Source organism: Burkholderia aenigmatica (assembly GCF_902499175.1).
In the GTDB taxonomy this organism is placed as follows: Bacteria; Pseudomonadota; Gammaproteobacteria; order Burkholderiales; family Burkholderiaceae; genus Burkholderia; species Burkholderia aenigmatica.
Genome location: NZ_CABVQC010000045.1, coordinates 12,702 through 29,792 on the forward strand (window position 1 = coordinate 12,702; position 17,091 = coordinate 29,792).

At 58.4% G+C, this 17,091-nt stretch carries 16 protein-coding genes and 1 pseudogene; 15 read left to right on the forward strand and 2 right to left on the reverse strand.

Annotation, left to right across the window (positions count from 1 at the left end; translation table 11 throughout):
* Positions 1–8 precede the first annotated feature (8 nt).
* The 3 genes from BDO18943_RS27480 (at position 9) to gstA (ending at position 2,788) form a co-directional block, all read left to right on the forward strand.
* Positions 9–995, forward strand: a complete 987-nt coding sequence (locus BDO18943_RS27480) for an aromatic/alkene monooxygenase hydroxylase subunit beta (protein WP_011516078.1) — start codon at positions 9–11, stop codon at positions 993–995.
* Between the two features lie 99 nt (positions 996–1,094).
* Complete coding sequence (locus BDO18943_RS27485) at positions 1,095–2,117, forward strand: 2Fe-2S iron-sulfur cluster-binding protein (RefSeq protein WP_011516077.1); 1,023 nt, start codon at positions 1,095–1,097, stop codon at positions 2,115–2,117.
* Positions 2,118–2,182: 65 nt separating this feature from the next.
* Complete coding sequence (gene gstA, locus BDO18943_RS27490) at positions 2,183–2,788, forward strand: glutathione transferase GstA (RefSeq protein WP_069746428.1); 606 nt, start codon at positions 2,183–2,185, stop codon at positions 2,786–2,788.
* Between the two features lie 70 nt (positions 2,789–2,858).
* On the opposite strand, the gene BDO18943_RS27495 is transcribed toward gstA, so the two are convergent.
* Positions 2,859–3,676 (reverse strand): IS5-like element ISRme6 family transposase gene (locus BDO18943_RS27495; RefSeq protein ID WP_085960479.1). Its coding sequence is split into 2 segments (ribosomal slippage): positions 2,859–3,328 and positions 3,328–3,676, totalling 819 coding nucleotides; the frame shifts between segments, so codons are not numbered across the junction.
* A gap of 169 nt (positions 3,677–3,845) precedes the next feature.
* On the opposite strand from BDO18943_RS27495, the gene BDO18943_RS27500 reads away from it, so the two are divergent.
* The 4 genes from BDO18943_RS27500 to BDO18943_RS27515 all read left to right on the forward strand — a co-directional run bounded on the left by BDO18943_RS27500 (position 3,846) and on the right by BDO18943_RS27515 (position 9,962).
* Positions 3,846–4,907 (forward strand): alcohol dehydrogenase, encoded by a 1,062-nt coding sequence (locus BDO18943_RS27500; protein WP_042974932.1) that lies wholly within the window; start codon positions 3,846–3,848, stop codon positions 4,905–4,907.
* 113 nt (positions 4,908–5,020) lie between these two features.
* Positions 5,021–6,379, forward strand: a complete 1,359-nt coding sequence (locus BDO18943_RS27505; RefSeq protein WP_021159323.1) for an OmpP1/FadL family transporter — start codon at positions 5,021–5,023, stop codon at positions 6,377–6,379.
* A gap of 735 nt (positions 6,380–7,114) precedes the next feature.
* Positions 7,115–7,945, forward strand: coding sequence for an alpha/beta fold hydrolase (locus tag BDO18943_RS27510; protein WP_011516071.1), 831 nt, complete (start codon positions 7,115–7,117; stop codon positions 7,943–7,945).
* A gap of 172 nt (positions 7,946–8,117) precedes the next feature.
* The gene (locus BDO18943_RS27515) at positions 8,118–9,962 is read left to right on the forward strand and encodes a sigma-54-dependent Fis family transcriptional regulator (RefSeq protein WP_011516070.1); all 1,845 of its coding nucleotides are present in this window, start codon (positions 8,118–8,120) and stop codon (positions 9,960–9,962) included.
* 93 nt (positions 9,963–10,055) lie between these two features.
* On the opposite strand, the gene BDO18943_RS42750 is transcribed toward BDO18943_RS27515, so the two are convergent.
* A complete protein-coding gene (locus tag BDO18943_RS42750) occupies positions 10,056–10,850 on the reverse strand; it encodes an IS5 family transposase (protein WP_235996207.1) in 795 nt (264 codons plus the stop codon).
* Here BDO18943_RS42750 and BDO18943_RS27525 point away from each other — a divergent pair.
* The 8 genes and pseudogenes from BDO18943_RS27525 (at position 10,842) to BDO18943_RS27560 (ending at position 17,015) form a co-directional block, all read left to right on the forward strand.
* On the forward strand, positions 10,842–11,093 hold the full coding sequence (locus BDO18943_RS27525) for an ATP-binding cassette domain-containing protein (protein ID WP_011516046.1): 252 nt from the start codon (positions 10,842–10,844) through the stop codon (positions 11,091–11,093). The genes BDO18943_RS42750 and BDO18943_RS27525 overlap by 9 nt on opposite strands.
* Positions 11,094–11,143: 50 nt before the next feature.
* Positions 11,144–11,311: a hypothetical protein gene (locus tag BDO18943_RS27530; RefSeq protein ID WP_021161685.1), complete on the forward strand. Its 168-nt coding sequence runs from the start codon at positions 11,144–11,146 to the stop codon at positions 11,309–11,311.
* Between the two features lie 179 nt (positions 11,312–11,490).
* Positions 11,491–12,608 (forward strand): IS3 family transposase gene (locus BDO18943_RS27535; RefSeq protein ID WP_087779327.1). Its coding sequence is split into 2 segments (ribosomal slippage): positions 11,491–11,752 and positions 11,752–12,608, totalling 1,119 coding nucleotides; the frame shifts between segments, so codons are not numbered across the junction.
* 15 nt (positions 12,609–12,623) lie between these two features.
* Positions 12,624–12,974, forward strand: a pseudogene (locus tag BDO18943_RS27540) (ABC transporter permease); the annotation flags it as partial.
* A complete protein-coding gene (locus BDO18943_RS27545; RefSeq protein WP_011516038.1) occupies positions 12,971–14,509 on the forward strand; it encodes an efflux transporter outer membrane subunit in 1,539 nt (512 codons plus the stop codon). The pseudogene BDO18943_RS27540 and the gene BDO18943_RS27545, both read left to right, overlap by 4 nt.
* A 19-nt stretch (positions 14,510–14,528) precedes the next feature.
* Positions 14,529–14,732: a YgaP family membrane protein gene (locus tag BDO18943_RS27550; RefSeq protein ID WP_010792188.1), complete on the forward strand. Its 204-nt coding sequence runs from the start codon at positions 14,529–14,531 to the stop codon at positions 14,730–14,732.
* Positions 14,733–14,739: 7 nt separating this feature from the next.
* Positions 14,740–16,149: an MBL fold metallo-hydrolase RNA specificity domain-containing protein gene (locus BDO18943_RS27555; protein ID WP_011516037.1), complete on the forward strand. Its 1,410-nt coding sequence runs from the start codon at positions 14,740–14,742 to the stop codon at positions 16,147–16,149.
* The gene (locus BDO18943_RS27560) at positions 16,149–17,015 is read left to right on the forward strand and encodes an LOG family protein (RefSeq protein ID WP_011516036.1); all 867 of its coding nucleotides are present in this window, start codon (positions 16,149–16,151) and stop codon (positions 17,013–17,015) included. The genes BDO18943_RS27555 and BDO18943_RS27560 overlap by 1 nt, the downstream gene beginning before the upstream one ends.
* The last annotated feature ends 76 nt before the right edge of the window (positions 17,016–17,091 follow it).

The window sequence follows — 17,091 nt, forward strand, 5'->3', positions numbered from 1 at the left end:
AGACAAGCATGTCTGAAGTTCAAGTTCTCAAGCCGCTCAAGACCTGGAGTCATCTCGCGACGCGGCGCCGCAAACCGAGCGAATACGAGATCGTTTCCACCAATTTGCACTACAACAAGAGGGATCCGAATGCTCCCTACGAGCTCGATCCGGATATGTGGATGAGCCGCTGGTTCAAGCAGCACACCCTCAATAGTCCGCTCAAGCACGACGATTGGAACGCGTTCCGCGATCCGGACGAAGTCATCTATCGCACGTACAACCTGATGCAGGACGGCCAGGAGACGTATGTCTTCGGGTTGTTCGACCAGTTCAATTCCCGTGAACATGATAAGTCGCTGGATCCCCGCTGGGCTGGTAAGCTGGCCCGGCTATATACCCCGGCCCGCTACCTGTTCCACACGCTGCAAATGGCCTCCGCTTACGTCGGCCAGATGGCTCCAGCGAGCACTATCACCAACTGCAACTATTTTCAGATGGCCGATTCTTTCCGCTGGTTGAGCCATACGGCCTATCGTACGAAAGAGTTGTCGCTAGCATTCCAGGACAAGGGCTTTGGTAGCGACGAACGTAAATATTGGGAAGATGACGTCGCCTGGCAAGGCTTCCGTGAGCTTATGGAAAAGGTTCTCGTAACATGGGACTGGGCCGAAGCGTTTGTGGCGCTCAACCTGGTCGCCAAGCCTGCGGTGGAGGAATCGGTGCTGCGCAAGCTGGGCGAGTCCGGACGCCATAACGGAGATACTTTGCTAGGCCTGTTGACGGACGCCCAACTCATCGACGCGGCACGTCACAGGCGTTGGGCCACGGCGTTGGTCAAGATGGCGCTCGAAAAGCCAGGTAACGCCGAAGTTATCAAGAATTGGATTGCCAATTGGGAATCGCTCGGCGATGCGGCTATCGATGCCTATTGCAGCACGCTTGCCGATGTACCAGACGCCTCGGAGTCGGCCAAGTCGGCGACTCGAGAGTTTCGTCGATCCCTGGGTCTGTAAGGAAAGACTTCCAGCCGATGCTGTCTCAGGGGACCATCAAGAGCGCCTGGATCACGCGCTCTTGGTGATCTTGACAGCGTAATCACAGGGATTTCATGTATGTCTGAACATCAAATACTCATAGAGGGAGAGAAAAATGCCTTTGTCCAGGCGGGGGAAGACACTGTCCTGCGGGCAGCTTTGCGCGCCGGAATAGGATTTCCCTATGAGTGCAACTCGGGCGGGTGTGGCAGCTGCAAGTTTGATCTTCTGGACGGAGAGGCCGAGAATCTTTGGCCAGACGCGCCAGGGCTGACCGAACGCGATCGCCGTAAAGGTCGTCTGTTAGCGTGCCAATGCAGAGCCAAGGGGAACATACAGATAAAGGTGCGCGTCGAGGCGGACCATCAAGCTCAAGTGAGGCCGAAGCGACTGCTGGCCAAGTTTGTGGAATCGCATGAAGTCACCCACGACATTCGCGAATTTCGCTTTGTGACGGATGGCCCGGCCACCTTCTTGGCGGGACAGTATGCGATGCTTTCGGTCCCTGGTGTGACCGCGCCGCGAGCCTACTCCATGTCTAACACCGGCAATGATCGAGGCGAGTGGCATTTCCAGATCCGGCGCGTGCCGCAAGGTAAAGCGACAGAGCAGTTGTTCCATCACCTTCGTGCGGGCGATCAACTGGAGATCGATGGACCTTACGGCCTTGCTTTCTTGAGAACGGAGGCCCCACGCGACATTGTTTGCGTAGCGGGCGGGTCGGGTCTTGCACCGATGGTGTCAATTGCACGTGGCGCGTCGCAGTCCGGCATGCTGGAAACACGCCATCTCCATTTTTTCTATGGTGGGAGAACGCCGTCAGACATTTGCGGAGAATCGTTCCTGCGCATGTTACGTGGCTACGACGAACGCATTCATTTTTACCCCGTCGTGTCTTTGCCGGGTGAGGCCTCCGGATTTCAGTGGAGCGGTGAAACGGGATTTGTTCATGACGTGGTTCGGCGTGTGTTCGGGGATACGCTGTCAAATTTTGAGTTTTATTTCGCCGGTCCTCCACCTATGACTCAGGCTCTTCAGGAGATGTTGATGATCGGCTACTGTGTTCCTTTCGAACAGCTTCATTTCGATCGTTTCTTTTAATGAAGCGTCCACACGACTTGCGAATTAATGTCAATGCAAGTCTATTAATCAGAGGAGAGTAATCGATGAAACTGTACTACAGTCCTGGCGCTTGTTCGCTTTCACCGCACATCGTATTGCGTGAAATGGGCTTGACATTCGAGCTCGAAAAAGTGGATCTGCAAAGCAAAAAGACCGAGAGCGGTTCTGACTTTCGCAGCGTCAACCCCAATGGTTATGTGCCGCTGCTGGTTCTCGACGATGGGCAGGTGCTCACGGAAGGTCCGGCGATCGTACAGTACTTGGCCGATCGGGCTCCCGAAGCGCGGCTTGCGCCTGAAGCCGGGACGATGGAGCGCTATCGTTTGGTGGAATGGCTAAACTTTATTTCGACCGAGCTTCACAAGGCTTTTGCACCGCTTTTCAATCCTAAAACGCCGGAAGAATGGAAAGCCATCGTAAATGATTTGATCGCGGCGCGTCTGGCTTATGTTGAAAAAAAGCTCGGTGGTCAGGTCTATCTGATGGGAGATAACTTCACGGTTGCTGATGCTTATCTGTTCACCGTGCTGTCTTGGGGCAAGTGGGTCGGCGTAGATATCGGACGCTGGCCGACTTTGCAGAGCTATACGAATCGAATTTCTTCTCGCCCGACCGTGCAGGCCGCGCTCAAAGCCGAGGGTCTGATCTAACGAAGACCGGTTCTTGTTGCCCCAACTTTTTCGGAGTTTTGGGGTTCAAGATTTTCCTTTAGAGGCCAGTTCAAAAAGGCTGCTCCGTACGCCTGAAGATGTTCCAGCAGACGAGGGCGCAGCCGAATTTCAAGAATGCTTCGTGAATGTCAGCTCGACGATCGAAGCGTATGCGAAGACGACGGAAGTTGTGGAGCCACGAGTGAGTCCGTTCAACGACCCAACGGAATTTGCCCAGACCACTGCCATGTTCAGTGCGGCGCCGTGCGATCACCGGTTTGATGCCGCGTTCGCGCAATCGTTGACGATGCGGATCGGAATCGTAACCACGATCGGCATAGATGACCTTGGGTCTCTGAAGTGGTCGGCCGCGCGCGCCACGGATCGGGGGAATCGCGTCGACGAGCGGCAGCAACTGGGTGACGTCGTTGCGGTTCGCGCCTGTCAGGATGGCGCTGATGGGAACGCCATTGGCGTCTACGAGGATGTGGTGTTTGGAACCGGGTCGCGAGCGATCCGTGGGGTTCGGGCCAGTTTTTCGCCCGCCCCAACAGCTCGTACCGACGAGGAATCGACGGCAGCGTATGAAAGATCGATCTGCCCGGCCTCGCGCAACTTGTCGAGCAGCAGTTCGTGCAGTCGATCCCATACGCCTGCTTTGCGCCAGTCGTTCAGTCGTCGCCAGCAGGTCGCGCCGGAGCCAAAGCCCAATACGGTCGGCAGGTGGTTCCATCGCAGTCCGGTTTTCAACACGAACAGGATGCCATTCAACGCCGCCCGATCCGATACGCGTGGGCGACCAGGATGCCCTTTGCGCCGGGGCTTGGGCGGCGGCAGTAACGGTTCGATCAGTGTCCACAATTCGTCATCAATAATCGGCGCTTCCATCCCTTGGGTTCCGTTGTTCAGACATCCAAGGTTAACAGCTTACCGAGAAAGTAAACAGCCGCCTCAGGGGTTTTTGAACTGGCCTCTTAAGTATGAAGAGGGGTTGAGACATCAGGATACGGGAAGGTGAAAGCACCACTTATGCTAACTAATCTATAAGGAATCCAAAATGAAAGCCGCAGTCTATTACGGTCCGCAGGATATTCGCTGTACGGATATTCCAGACCCTGTCATTCGCGCCGACCACGAAATGCTAGTCAAAGTAACGGCCACATCGATATGTGGCTCTGATTTGCACCTTTACCGGGGCGCGCTTGATGGAATCATGGAAAAAGGCAAGTCCCAAACAGGTCATGAGTTGATCGGCGAAGTCATGGAGGTCGGTAAGAGCGTCGGGCGCTTCAAGCAGGGGGATCGAGTCAGTATGGGGTACTCAGTCTCATGCGGCCACTGCTACATGTGCGAGGTTGGGCAGACCGCACATTGTGAGACTACCAAAAACGCAGTCTATGGATTCGGCATACCTTTCGGCAGCATCAATGGAACTCATGCGGAGGCCCTGATCGTCCCTCACGCGGATGGTCACGCGATGAATGTGCCGAAGGGAATTCCCGATGAAGCGGCGGTTACGCTTTCCTGCAACCTGCCGTCGGCAATCATCGCCAACCGCCTGGCCGATATCCAGGTCGGGGAGAATGTTGCACTGGTGGGCTGCGGGCCGACGGGAATGATGGCTCTCGATATCGCGCTGCACAGAGGGCCAGGGCGCGTGGTTGTACTCGATAAGGTTGCCCATCGTCTTGACGTGGTGCGCGAGAAGGGTGGCGTGGCGATTGATGCGAACCAGGAAGACTGGAAAGAAAAAGCACTGACAGAAACCGGCGGACGTGGCTTTGACAAAGTGATCGAGGTGGTCGGTTATCCCGAAACCCTACAGATGTGCCTCGATCTGGTTCGCCCCGGCGGAACGGTTGCCGCGATCGGCGTTTTCTGCGACTCAACTTTCAATCTGAATTTGGCCGATGTGTTTCTGCGCAATATCAGCTTGCACATGAATGGCTTCGCTAACGCCCAGCCTTACATGTGGGAGGCATTGCGGATGATGGAGCGTGGTGTGATCAATCCGCAAGAGTACTTTTCACACGCGTTCGAACTTGCTGATGTTGACAAGGCATTCTCGGTCTTTCATCAGAAATCGGACAGCGCAATGAAGGTACTGATCCGGCCATAAAGCTGCTTCGACGTAAAGCGAGAGTAAGCGCGCGTACCCTATACCAATATTAGAAAAATTCTGATCGGGAGACGAAATTGAATATCAATCAGAGTTGTGTCGCTGTACGGGTGATGGTGGTTCTTTCGGCCGCGTTATTTGCGATGAGCACTGCGAAGGCTACTGACGTGTTCAATCTGGAAGGGTACGGGCCGGTCTCGCGTGCCATGGGCGGTACCGGCGTGGCCTACGACGTTGGCCCTGCGGCGATGATGCTGAACCCGGCAACGCTCGGGTTCATGGGTGATGGGAGATACCTCTATCTCGGGTTCGATGTTGTGACGACCGACATCAAAACCACCAATATCGCGACGGGCGAATCGGCAAGCTCGGGCAATCACGGCAACAACAACGGCCCCTACTTTGCGCCCGAAGCGGCATTCGTGTATCGGACCGAGAAGTATGCATTCGGCGTGGGTGCCTTCGCGGGAGGGGGGCTCGGCACGCAGTACGGTGGCAGTAGCTTTTTGTCGCGCACGAGCACCAACGGCATCAACACCGGCTTCGACAATTTTTCGCGTCTCCTCGTGTTGCGCATTCCGTTTGCCATGTCTTACGACGTTACGGACAAGCTGACAGTCGGTGGCTCGCTGGACGCGGTCTGGACCTCGCTGAATCTCGGCTTGCTGCTGGATGCCTCGCAAATCGGTACGCTCGCGGCCCAGCACCGCGCGTCGGGCACGCTGCTGCCCGCACTCGCCAGCGTGCCAGGGCTGTCGGGCGGGTATCTAAACTTCTCGAATAACGGAATCGTGGGCGGCGGAGCCGATGCCTGGGGGATCGGCGGCAAGCTGGGCCTCACGTATCGCCTCACGCCGAACACCGTGTTTGGCCTGGCCTACAACTTCAAGACGCACGTGGGCGATCTGGGCGGGCATGCAACGTTGTCGGCAGTGAGTTCCGTTGCGGGAAACATCCCGCTCGACGGTCAGATCACGGTCCACAGCTTCGAAATGCCCGCGCAGTTCACGGCAGGTATTAGCCACCGGTTCAACGATCACTGGAGCGTTTCGGCCGACTATCAGCGCGTGTTTCTCGCGAGCGCGTTCAAGGACATCAATGTGAGCTTTGTACAGTCGGGCACGGGGGCGAACCTGAACCTGTCGCTGCCGCAGAACTACCGTGACATCAACGTGTTTGGCGTGGGGGCGGAGTACCGCTACAACGCGAGCCTCGCGTTCCGTGCGGGCTTCCATTATGCGCAGGAAGCCATACCCAACAATATGCTGTTGGCCGTCATTCCCGCCATCCCGACCACGACCCTGACCGGCGGCGTCTCTTATGCGTTCAGCCAAAACAGCAAGATCGACCTCGGCATATCATTCGCACTGCAGAAGACCTTGACGAACACGAGTCAGCCCAACACCTCCGTGCCGATAAAGGTGACCCACTCGCAGATCAACGCAGCGGTGGCCTGGCAAAAACGGTTTTGATGCAGAGGCGGGCGCGGGTGGGGTTGACCCTGTAGGTCAGGACTGTCAGACACCGTTAAAGGCAAACATTGTGATTATTGACGTACCACGTTCATCGGCGAAATTTAAGCCCACAAGAGGTCGCGTGAGTCGGGAACAGCAATTTTTGTGTTCACGAAGCCGGACATTGAAGTCATGAATGACCAAAGACGTTTTTAGACATAATGTATTGGACCTGCCGTACCTCAAGCGACGCGGGTTAAGCTTGAGGCTAGTGTCCTGAATTTGACGCTCGTAGAAGGGAAACGGAAGCGGACGCTCGTGCAATGAGATCTACGCGAAAATCCGCTAGCCGCTCAGGAAGTGGTACTTCCCCCAGAGGGCGCGGTCTAGCGTAAGTCGCATTGCGCAGATGATTGCTCCGAGTCATCAGAGGTCGACAAACTATGTTTGACGAGTCAAATATACTGACGCATCGGGGATGCAAAGCACCTGCAGGCGTGGACGAACGCCTGGTTTGAGGCGGCCGTCGAACTAGGTTTTATCCGGTGGCCCTATGTACCCGACAAAGAAGTCGTCAAGCGTTTGCATGGCTACTTCAATGCAGGGTTGATGCCAATGGAAGCCGCCCAAGCATGCTTTGCGGCGAAGCATTGAGAAAGATCGATGATGATTCAACCAAGAAAAATCATACGAGGTTGTTAAGGGAAATCAAGTTATTGCTCGTTGCCGGATACTGGATATATGGAGTTGCAAATGTCGGATTCTTTAGAAATTGCGAATACAGTCACCGCAAATGGTATAAAAACCAATTATCACGATCGTGGTCAGGGAGTGCCTGTTCTTTTGATTCATGGATCGGGCCCTGGAGTAACCGCATGGGCGAACTGGCGCCTCACAATCCCTGAACTCGCGAAGCAGTTTCGCGTCATCGCACCGGACATGGTGGGCTTTGGATATACCGAGCGGCCGGTGGGTATCCGGTATGACATGGATACCTGGGTCGGGCATGCGCTCGGGTTGCTGGATGCGCTTGGCATTGACAAGGCTCACGTGGTGGGCAACTCTTTCGGAGGGGCTCTGGCCTTGGCGCTGGCCATCCGGGCGCCCGAAAGAGTGCGCCGATTGGTCCTCATGGGCAGCGTGGGTATCTCCTTCCCGATAACGGAGGGGTTGGACAAGGTTTGGGGCTACGTTCCGTCAATCGACAACATGCGAGAGTTGCTCGATGTTTTTGCGTTCGACCGCAATCTCGTAAATGACGACCTCGCTCGCCTGCGTTATGAGGCAAGCATCCGGCCGAACTTTCAGGAAGCGTTTTCAAGTATGTTTCCGGCACCGCGCCAGCGTTGGGTGGACGCTATGGCGAGCCGGGAGGAGGACGTCGGCTCGCTTCCGCACGAGACACTCATCATCCATGGGCGCGAAGACCAGGTCATCCCGCTGTCCAATTCCTATACACTGCTCAGACTGATTCCACGGGCGCAGCTGCACGTGTTCGGCCGCTGTGGCCATTGGACGCAGATTGAACATGGAGAGCGATTTAACCGGTTGGTCGGTGACTTCTTCTCGGAAGAGGCGCTTTAAGCCTCCGCGCGGAGGCCTTTGGGGGGCGTTCAAGTGACGCCAACGGCATGTGGCAACGAACGGTCCCCCAATTAGGTTTTCGTTCCAGGCAGGTTTACGCACCCGGTGAGAGCGTGCGAGACGATGAACTTTTAAGAAAGAGCCCTGACTGGCGATTTCCTGAGGAGGGAACATGAAGGAGGAGAAAGGGAAAGCGGGAGAAATAGACAGAGGAATACCGCTTTTCGTGCCAGATGTAGTGGCTGATCTGCATTTTCCGGACATTCGGGATCTGGCGGAACGGCTTCGTTTCAATCCTGCGGACGGTCGCATCTGGCTCGACGATCGTCGAATGGTCTTGATCCATACGGACGCGTTTGCTTCACTGCGACAGGAACTCATCGAAGCTTTAGGTAGCGATGCTGCGCGCGGATTGCTGACCCGCATGGGATATCTATCGGGTTCTCGGGATGCCGCGCTCGCACGAAAGGTTCGCGGGCAAGACAGCGCATTTGATGCCTTCGCGGTAGGTCCTCAACTTCACGCCCTGGAAGGCATCGTCCTGGTAGAACCTGTCAGAGTGGATATCGACAGCACCACCGGTCAGTATTACGGGGAATTTCTGTGGAAAGACTCGTCCGAGGATGAGGCTCACATATCCGTGTACGGCATCGGCTCCGAACCAGCCTGCTGGATGCAGATTGGCTACGCGTGCGGCTACACGAGCGCTTTCATGGGCCGGCGTATTCTATACCGGGAAGTCGAATGCCGCGCGATGGGCAATACATTATGTCGAATCATTGGAAAGCCCGTGGACGAGTGGGACGCCCCCGATGCGGATCTTCGGTATATGCTGCCACAATCTCTGGAGAAACGTCGCTTTGTCGCGTTGAAAAGTTCAGGGCCAGCCCCGACTGACTCTACAGATCATGAGTGTGTGCCTTGCAAGCCTGACGAAGTGCCTGTCAAAGAAGGACCAATAGGGGCGTCTGCTGGATTCAACGCAGTGATGCACAAAATATTCAGAGTGGCTCCCACTAGTGCGACCGTTTTACTGATGGGCGAGAGCGGCGTGGGCAAAAGCCTGTTTGCTCGGGAACTGCACAACAGAAGTTCGCGTGTAGGGAAACCATTCGTTGAATTAAATTGTGCAGCTCTTCCCGATTCGCTGATTGAATCGGAGCTTTTTGGTGTGGAGCGAGGGGCATTCACCGGCGCATCCGATGCCCGCGTTGGGCGTTTCGAAAGCGCAAACGAAGGGACCATTTTTTTGGATGAGATTGGTAATCTCAGTCTAACCGCTCAAGCGAAGCTATTGAGAGTTTTGCAAACGGGGGAGATGGAGCACCTCGGGAGTTCAAAGACGGTTAAGGTAAATGTTCGGGTAATTACTGCGACTAATGACAACCTCAAACAGGCGATAAAAAGCGGGCGTTTTCGTGAGGATCTTTTCTACCGGCTGAATGTATTTCCAATTGTTATTCCACCTTTGCGTGAAAGAAAGGATGATATCCCGGTTTTGCTGGAATTTTTCATAAAGAAATTTTCAAAAAGGCATGGTCGGTCCCTCAAGGGCTTATCCAATCGTGCGCTTCATCTATTGCTGGATTACTCGTGGCCCGGGAATATCCGCGAGATGGAAAATGTGCTCGAACGTGGCGTTATCCTCGCCGAGGAAGGCGGTACGCTCGATGTATGCCACTTGTTTAGTAGCGGTGACACCGTGGAATGTAAGGGTGCTTTTGGTTTAAGCGACCTTGGGTCGCTTGCCCTCGATTCCATATCGACGAGCGCTCCCCCCGAGACGATCCGCAAGAGCGGAGAAGCCCCGGAGGGGCTCGAGGATTGGGCAGCGCTTGCTGTACAGATGAACAAAGCGACACTTTGCGAGGTCGAAGATGCGCTCGTACGCGCGGCACTCAAAGCCGCGAACGGGAACATATCAGAAGCCGCACGTCTTCTCGGATTGACACGCGCGCAACTCGACTACCGTGTCAAGAAGTTGAACAATTCAATGCCAATCTCGACGGAGAAGTAGAGAGCGCAAAGCACCAGCGTTTGGGATCAACCGAATCGAAGATCTGCTTCGGCTTTGTTCGGGAGGTTAGGGGCGCTGGTGGTGCAGACGCAATTAGGCTTTTTTAACGCACCTCGCCTGACCAAATGCATTCCATTGATTGATCAGGTTGGCGATAGCGCGGCCTTCCTGAGTTTGTGACGCGATGCGACGCGTCAGCAGCGTGTCGCCGATGCAGCGCTTAATGCGCGAAAATTGCGCCTCAACGCGAGCGCGCAGGCCATAGCCATATTTGTTCTGGAATGCATACTGTCCCTTCTCTTTCAGATAACGCACAAGTTGATCGTGCCAACGATTTTGCTTCGCGTCATCGACCGCATCGGCCTTGGGAGGAATCACCGGCACGACGCCGCTGGCGAGCAGTTGTTCATTGCGCTCGATCTGGTAATACGCCGTATCGGCAATGAGTCGATCGATCTTACCGACTTGCGGCAACAGCAAATCGAGGCCGCTACTGTCTCCAGTGCCGGTATCGGTGATTTCCACTGCCAGTACGTCGCCTTCAGCATCCATGGCCAGATGCATCATGCGCCATGGCGTACGCTCAGCTTTCTTGCCGTATTTCTTTTCGTACCATGCGCCGGCATGAGAAAAGCGCAAGCCCGTGCTGTCCACTATCACCGTCACCGGCTCGCCTTCATTGAGGCGCTCAGCCGCGCGCACGCACTTCCTGCGCACCGTGATGTCCAGCGAAGCAAACAGGTCCGACAGATGGCCAAAGCTGGGTACGGGCAGCTCGACGCCACGCCCGCGCCAATAGTCGTGCATGAAGCCCGCGAATTCCCGCAAACCCATCCGGTACATGCGATACAGCATAAACAGCAAGTTTGAGATAGCCCCTTGATTCACCGGACACGGTCTCTGTTTCTGGATGAACCCACTTCAGGGGTAGATCCCATCACCCGGCGCGAATTCTGGACCCACATCAACGGACTGGCCCGCAAGGGCGTGACCATCATGGTCACCACCCACTTCATGGACGAGGCCGAATACTGCGATCGCGTGGCCATGCTGTCGCGTGCGCAACTGATTGCGCTGGATACGCCCGACGCGCTCAGTATGAGCTCCATTAACCGCATCCTATTTGCCTAGAGGGAAGTCGTGCACAGTTGACTGGGTGATGATTGAAAACGGAGTCGAGGATGTCGGAAGCGGTAGCGCAGTGGGCGGGCCACTTGGAGGCGATCGAGGCCGAGGGTACCGCGCTCAAGCGTTCGGCGATCAGCCCAGAACGGCCCGACCCGACGATGGAGGACGCCTTCATTCACCTGGTGGAGTCGGCGGACCGCGAGATGGAGGCCACCATATGAACGGCGCCACAATGCACAAAGACGGGAGTGGCCCCCTGCAGACCGACTTGCGCCGTTTTGATCTGCGGCGCTTGATGGCACTGGTGACCAAGGAAAGCTACGGGCTCGTTTCGTAAGCTCCCCCAATTGGTAGACATCAGCCGGTAGAATTTCGGGGCCTCCACGAGTCGGAGACTCCCTTGAAGAAAAGCAGGTTCACGGAAAGCCAGATCGTTGCGGTGCTGAAGGAAGGCGAGGCCGGTATGCCGGTTGCCGAACTGTGCCGCAAGCACGGCGTTAGCAGCGCCACGTACTACCAGTGGAAGAGCAAGTACTCGGGCGTACAGGTGTCCGAGTTGCAGCGGCTGCGCGAGCTCGAGGCCGAGAACGCCAAGCTCAAGCGCATGTACGCGGATCTGGCCCTGGAGAATTCGGCGATCAAGGATGTTCTGAACCGAAAATCCTGACGCCGTCGGCCAGGCGCGAGGTGGTCGAACAGTTGGTGCAAGCCCGACTGTCGATCGCTCGTGCCTGTCGAATTGCAGGCCTGTCGCGGGCGGCGTACTACAAGAGGCCAGTGTCGGCATCCGAGCGAGATGCCGACGTGATCGAGGCGCTCAATGCCATCGTCAGCCGGCATGGGCGCTGGGGGTTCTGGAAATGCTTTACCCGGTTGCGGCTTGATGGCCGCTGCTGGAACAAAAAGCGTGTGCATCGGGTGTACTGCGATATGGGTTTGAATTTGCCTCGGCGTTGCAAGAAGCGGCTACCAGACCGGCCCCATCAGCCGTTGGACCTGGCAAGCGAGCCCAACCGCTGCTGGGCCTTGGACTTCATGCACGACGCCTTGTATTGCGGTCGGCGGTTTCGGACATTGAATGTAATCGACGAAGCCAATCGGGAGTGCTTGGCCATCGAGGTTGGCACGTCGATCCCATCGGCCAGGCTGATCCGCGTCTTGAGTCGCTTGGTCGACTGCTACGGCGCCCCGAATGCCATACGGCTGGACAACGGCCCGGAGCTAGTCTCCCAAGCGTTCACTGAATGGGCCGCAGCCAAAGGCATCGCGGTTCGATACATCCAGCCGGGTAAGCCCAACCAAAACGCCTTTATCGAGCGTTTCAACCGAACGTACCGCACCGAAGTGCTCGATGCGCATCTGTTCGCCAACCTGGAGCAGGTCCAGGCCATCACAGACCAGTGGCTGGTCGAGTACAACGAATACCGCCCCCATGAAGCGTTGGGTGGCGTCCCGCCGGCGCAGTATATGCCCCGGTTAACCCACGCTCCGAATCTCTATCGGCCGCTGTCTACTTGACGGGGGTGCTTACGGTTTGCGCTCCTGCTCGCCAGTCTGGTGCTGTTCATCCTGTCGGTGGTCGGCATCGGTCTGATGATTTCCGCGGTCAGCATGACGCAGCAGCAGGCCATCCTGGGGGCGTTCGCCATCGGCGTGCCGGCGGTGCTGATGTCCGGCTTTGCGACGCCTGTGGAAAACATGCCCGTCGTCCTGCAATGGCTGGCCCAGGCCATTCCGCTGACCCACTTCCTCATCATCGTCGAAGGCAGCTTTCTCAAGGCCATGCCGCCCGGTGACATTCTCGCCAGCCTGTGGCCGCTGGCGGTCATCGCCCTGGCCACGCTGACGATGGCCACCGTATTCGTCCGAGGACGCCTGCAATGAAATCCAAGCCCCGCACTCCCTTTCTTCGCGCAACCGTCACCGGCCTGACCCCTGGGCGCGCGCGTCCGCTCGCGCTGGCCCTGTCCTGCGTGCTGCTGACTGCCTGCGCAAGCGTGGGCCCCGACTACCGCGAGCCGCCGCCGGTCGACGTCGGCAGCGGCTGGAGCTTGCCGTTGGCAAGCGAATCCCAGTCCGCAGACTTGAGCCAATGGTGGTCTGCACTGGACGATCCCATCCTCGATCGCCTGATGGCCACGGCGCTGGCACAGAACCTGGATCTGCGCCAGGCTGCGGCACGCATCGATGAGGCACGCGCCCTGCGCGATCGTGTGGCCGGCGAGGCATTGCCCACCGCCGCCGCTGGCGCGAGCGTCAACCGGCGCCGTCAAAGCGAGAACGGCCCCTTGCCCGTAGGCTCGATCCCCGGCCTTGACGCCACGCAGACCATCTACGACGCGGGCTTCGACGCGGCCTGGGAGGCCGACTTGTTCGGGGCCAAGCGGCGCGCCCTGGAAGGCGCCAACGCCCGCCTGCAGGCGACCGAAGCCGAGGCACAGGGCATACGCATGCGCATCGTGGCCGAGGTCGCGCGCACCTGGTTCACCGCCGTCGGCGCCCGCTACGAGTTGCACGCACAACAGGCCACGCTGGATACGCTGCAGCAGACTTGGGAATTGGTGCGCCTTCGGCATGCGCTGGGCGACGCGTCGACCGCCGACGTGGAGGCGGCGTACGCCCAATGGACAGCAGTCAACGCGCTCATCCCGGATATCCAGGCGCGCCAGCGCGCCGCGGTACTCAGCCTGGGCGTGCTGCTGGGCGCACCGCCGGAGCGGGAGCTGGCACTGCTGGATGGCCCCTTGACGCCGAGCACGCTGCGGGCGCTGCCGGTGGGCGAGCGTGCCGACATGCTGCGCCGGCGCCCTGACGTACTGGCTGCGGAACGTCGCCTGGCGGCGAGTTCTGCCGACATCGGCGTGGCCACGGCCGAGTTGTTCCCCAAACTCTCCATTGGTGTCGGCGGCGGGTTCCAAGCGCTCAGTACGGGCGATTGGTTCGATGCATCCAGTTCGCGTTTTTCCATCCTGCCGCTGATTTCCTGGCGCCTGTTCGACGGCGGCCGCGTGCGCGCCGAGATTCGGGCGCGCGAGGCGGGGCAGCGGCAGGCCGCGCTGGCCTACGAGCAGGCCGTGCTGGCGGCGCTGGGCGACGCCGAACGCGCGCTGGGCGACTACCACGGCGGGCTGGACACACTGGAACGCCGTGGCATGGCACTGGATGCCGCGCGCACAAGCTACGGCCACGCCAAGGCGCGCTACGCGGCGGGCGACATTGCACTGGTCGAACTGCTGGCCGCCCAGCGAAGCCTGCACGAGGCCGAAACCGCAGCGGCACGCGCGCATACCAACGCCGCCGTGCAATTGGTGGCGCTGTACAAGGCCCTTGGTGGCGGCTGGGACGTATCCACGGCGGCATCCAGCGCAACCCATCTGCTGCGGGGCACTGCCGCCCCCGTCGCGTTTTCAAGCCGCTGATTCAACACAGGAGACCGTCATGCAAATCAACGTTGGAAATCTCGACCGCATTGTGCGCATCGTCATCGGACTGATTTTGCTCAGTCTCCCATTGTGGCTGGACTCATCTTGGCGTTGGCTGGGACTCATTGGAATCATGCCGCTCCTCACCGGCCTGGCAGGCCGCTGTCCTGGCTATCGCCTGCTCGGCCTCAGCACTTGCCCGATGCGAAAACCCGAGTGAACGCCCTATGAAACTCAGTTTTTTGGGCGCAGCCCGAGAAGTCACCGGATCGTGCTTCCTGGTCGAAGCGGCTAATGTCCGCTTCCTGGTCGATTGCGGCATGGTTCAAGGTGGGCGTGTAGCAGCAGCACGCAACTACGAGCCGTTTGCGTTCGACCCGGCGTCCATTGACTTCGTCCTGCTGACCCACGCCCACATCGACCATAGCGGGCTATTGCCCAAACTGACGCGCGCCGGGTTCAAGGGGCCCATCTACGCCACGCCAGCGACGGTTGATCTGCTCGGGGTGATGCTGCCCGATAGCGCTCACATCCAGGAAAGCGATGCCAAGCGGGTTGCCAAGCGGTTCAAAGAGAAGACCGTGCCGCCACCCCTGTATACCCTGCAGGATACACACGAATGCCTGCAGCAGGTACGCGGCATCGAATACGACCGGGAGTTCGCACCCCGCGTCGGGGTGCGCGCCCGCTTTCGTGATGCCGGCCACATCCTCGGCTCGGCCATCGTGGAAGTGTGGATTACCGAGTACGGTTACCCCACGAAGATCGTGTTCAGCGGCGATTTGGGCCAGCCGGGACGCCCCATCCTGCGCGACCCGACACCCATCGAGGACGCGGACATCCTCGTCATCGAGTCCACCTACGGCGACCGCCGGCACAAGGATTTTTCGGCGACCGAAGCGGACATGATCGGCATCGTCGAGAAAACCCTGTTCGAGCGCGGCGGCAATGTCATCGTTCCGGCCTTTGCGGTCGGCCGAACCCAGGAGGTGCTCTACCACCTACATCGTCTCACCTGCGAAGGGCGTCTGCAGCGTCCAATGGTGTTTGTCGATTCGCCGATGGCCACCGAGGCCACACGCATCACGCGTGAGCATCTCGAATTGTTCGACGAACAGGCGAAGCGGTTGGCCGGATGGCATGCGCGCGGCGAGAACCTCCCGTATCTGGATTTCACCGCGAGCGCTGAGGAGTCCATGGCGCTGAACCGGATTCGCTCCGGGGCCATCATTATTTCTGCCAGCGGCATGTGCGATGCGGGGCGTATCCGGCACCACCTGCGCCACAACTTGCCACGCCGCGAATGCAGCATCTTGTTTCCCGGTTTCCAGGCGCAGGGGACGCTTGGCCGGCGCCTGATCGAGGGGGCCGAACGTGTACGCATCTTCGGTGAGGACATCCCGGTACGTGCGGCGATCCACAGCGTGGACGGCCTCTCGGCGCATGCCGACCAAAAGGCGCTGCTGGATTGGGCCCGTGCTTTCATTCAAGCACCGGCGCAAACCTTCGTGGTGCATGGGGAATCGTCGGCCGCGCAAGCCTTCGCTGAACTCTTGCAGCAGCAACTCGGCTGGCAGGTCACGGTGCCCGAGTATGGCCATGCGCTGCGCTGGCCGGACTTTCTGGCGCACGAGTGATGAAACCTGCAGAAGATCTCGCTGAACGCCTGCGCGCCATCCGCGAGTCACCAACATACCGTCTTGCGTACGAAGACATCGAGCTGCTTGGCCAGGACGAACTGCGGCCGCTGCGACTACAACTCGAACTGCTCAAACCTGAGCGCATCCTGCACGAGCAAGGCATTCACTCGACGGTAGTGGTCTTCGGCAGCGCACGCGTGAGCGATGCCGAGACGGCAGAAGCCCGCCTTGGCGCGCTGGAGCGTCAGGCGCTCGTCACTCCGGAGAATGTCGGGCTGAGGCAAGAGCTTGCGCGAGCCAATCGCCGGGTCGAACAGGCACGTCACTACGAGCAAGCGAGGCGTTTCTCGGGCCTTATTTCGGCGCGTTTCCAGCAGCAAAACCGCCGTGATTTCGTCGTCGTCACCGGGGGTGGGCCCGGCATCATGGAGGCCGCCAACCGCGGTGCTTTCGAGGTTGGCGCACGTTCGATTGGCCTCAACATCACGCTGCCCCACGAACAGGCACCCAACCCCTACATGTGCCCGGATTTGGCGTTCCGATTCCACTATTTCGCGCTGCGCAAGATGCACTTCTTGTTGCACGCCAAGGGCTTGGTGGCATTCCCGGGTGGCTATCGAACGCTCGATGAGCTGTTCGAGGTGCTCACCTTGATCCAGACCGGAAAGATGCAGCGTATTCCGGTAGTGCTGGTCGGCCGTGCATTCTGGCATCGCGTAGTTGATTTCGATCTTCTGCTCGACGAAGGCTATGTCTCTCCATCCGATCTCGACTTGTTCACCTGCGTAGACAAAGCAGAGGAAATCGTCAGTGCCCTCGAACGCTTTTACGTCACCAGGGCAGCAGGCGATGGGGCAACATGATTGGCATCGACGGGTATCGCTGGAGCCTGCGCGGCACCAAAGTGCAGCAGCCGATGCAGTGCTGTCAGCAGCACGT

What these genes read in the sequence shown, in the direction of transcription:
- BDO18943_RS27480 (WP_011516078.1), top strand. Translation starts at nt 9, where the DNA reads ATGTCTGAAGTTCAAGTTCTCAAGCCGCTCAAGACCTGGAGTCATCTC.
- BDO18943_RS27485 (WP_011516077.1), top strand. Translation starts at nt 1,095, where the DNA reads ATGTCTGAACATCAAATACTCATAGAGGGAGAGAAAAATGCCTTTGTC.
- gstA (WP_069746428.1), top strand. Translation starts at nt 2,183, where the DNA reads ATGAAACTGTACTACAGTCCTGGCGCTTGTTCGCTTTCACCGCACATC.
- BDO18943_RS27500 (WP_042974932.1), top strand. Translation starts at nt 3,846, where the DNA reads ATGAAAGCCGCAGTCTATTACGGTCCGCAGGATATTCGCTGTACGGAT.
- BDO18943_RS27505 (WP_021159323.1), top strand. Translation starts at nt 5,021, where the DNA reads ATGGTGGTTCTTTCGGCCGCGTTATTTGCGATGAGCACTGCGAAGGCT.
- BDO18943_RS27510 (WP_011516071.1), top strand. Translation starts at nt 7,115, where the DNA reads ATGTCGGATTCTTTAGAAATTGCGAATACAGTCACCGCAAATGGTATA.
- BDO18943_RS27515 (WP_011516070.1), top strand. Translation starts at nt 8,118, where the DNA reads ATGAAGGAGGAGAAAGGGAAAGCGGGAGAAATAGACAGAGGAATACCG.
- BDO18943_RS27530 (WP_021161685.1), top strand. Translation starts at nt 11,144, where the DNA reads ATGTCGGAAGCGGTAGCGCAGTGGGCGGGCCACTTGGAGGCGATCGAG.
- BDO18943_RS27545 (WP_011516038.1), top strand. Translation starts at nt 12,971, where the DNA reads ATGAAATCCAAGCCCCGCACTCCCTTTCTTCGCGCAACCGTCACCGGC.
- BDO18943_RS27550 (WP_010792188.1), top strand. Translation starts at nt 14,529, where the DNA reads ATGCAAATCAACGTTGGAAATCTCGACCGCATTGTGCGCATCGTCATC.
- BDO18943_RS27555 (WP_011516037.1), top strand. Translation starts at nt 14,740, where the DNA reads ATGAAACTCAGTTTTTTGGGCGCAGCCCGAGAAGTCACCGGATCGTGC.
- BDO18943_RS27560 (WP_011516036.1), top strand. Translation starts at nt 16,149, where the DNA reads ATGAAACCTGCAGAAGATCTCGCTGAACGCCTGCGCGCCATCCGCGAG.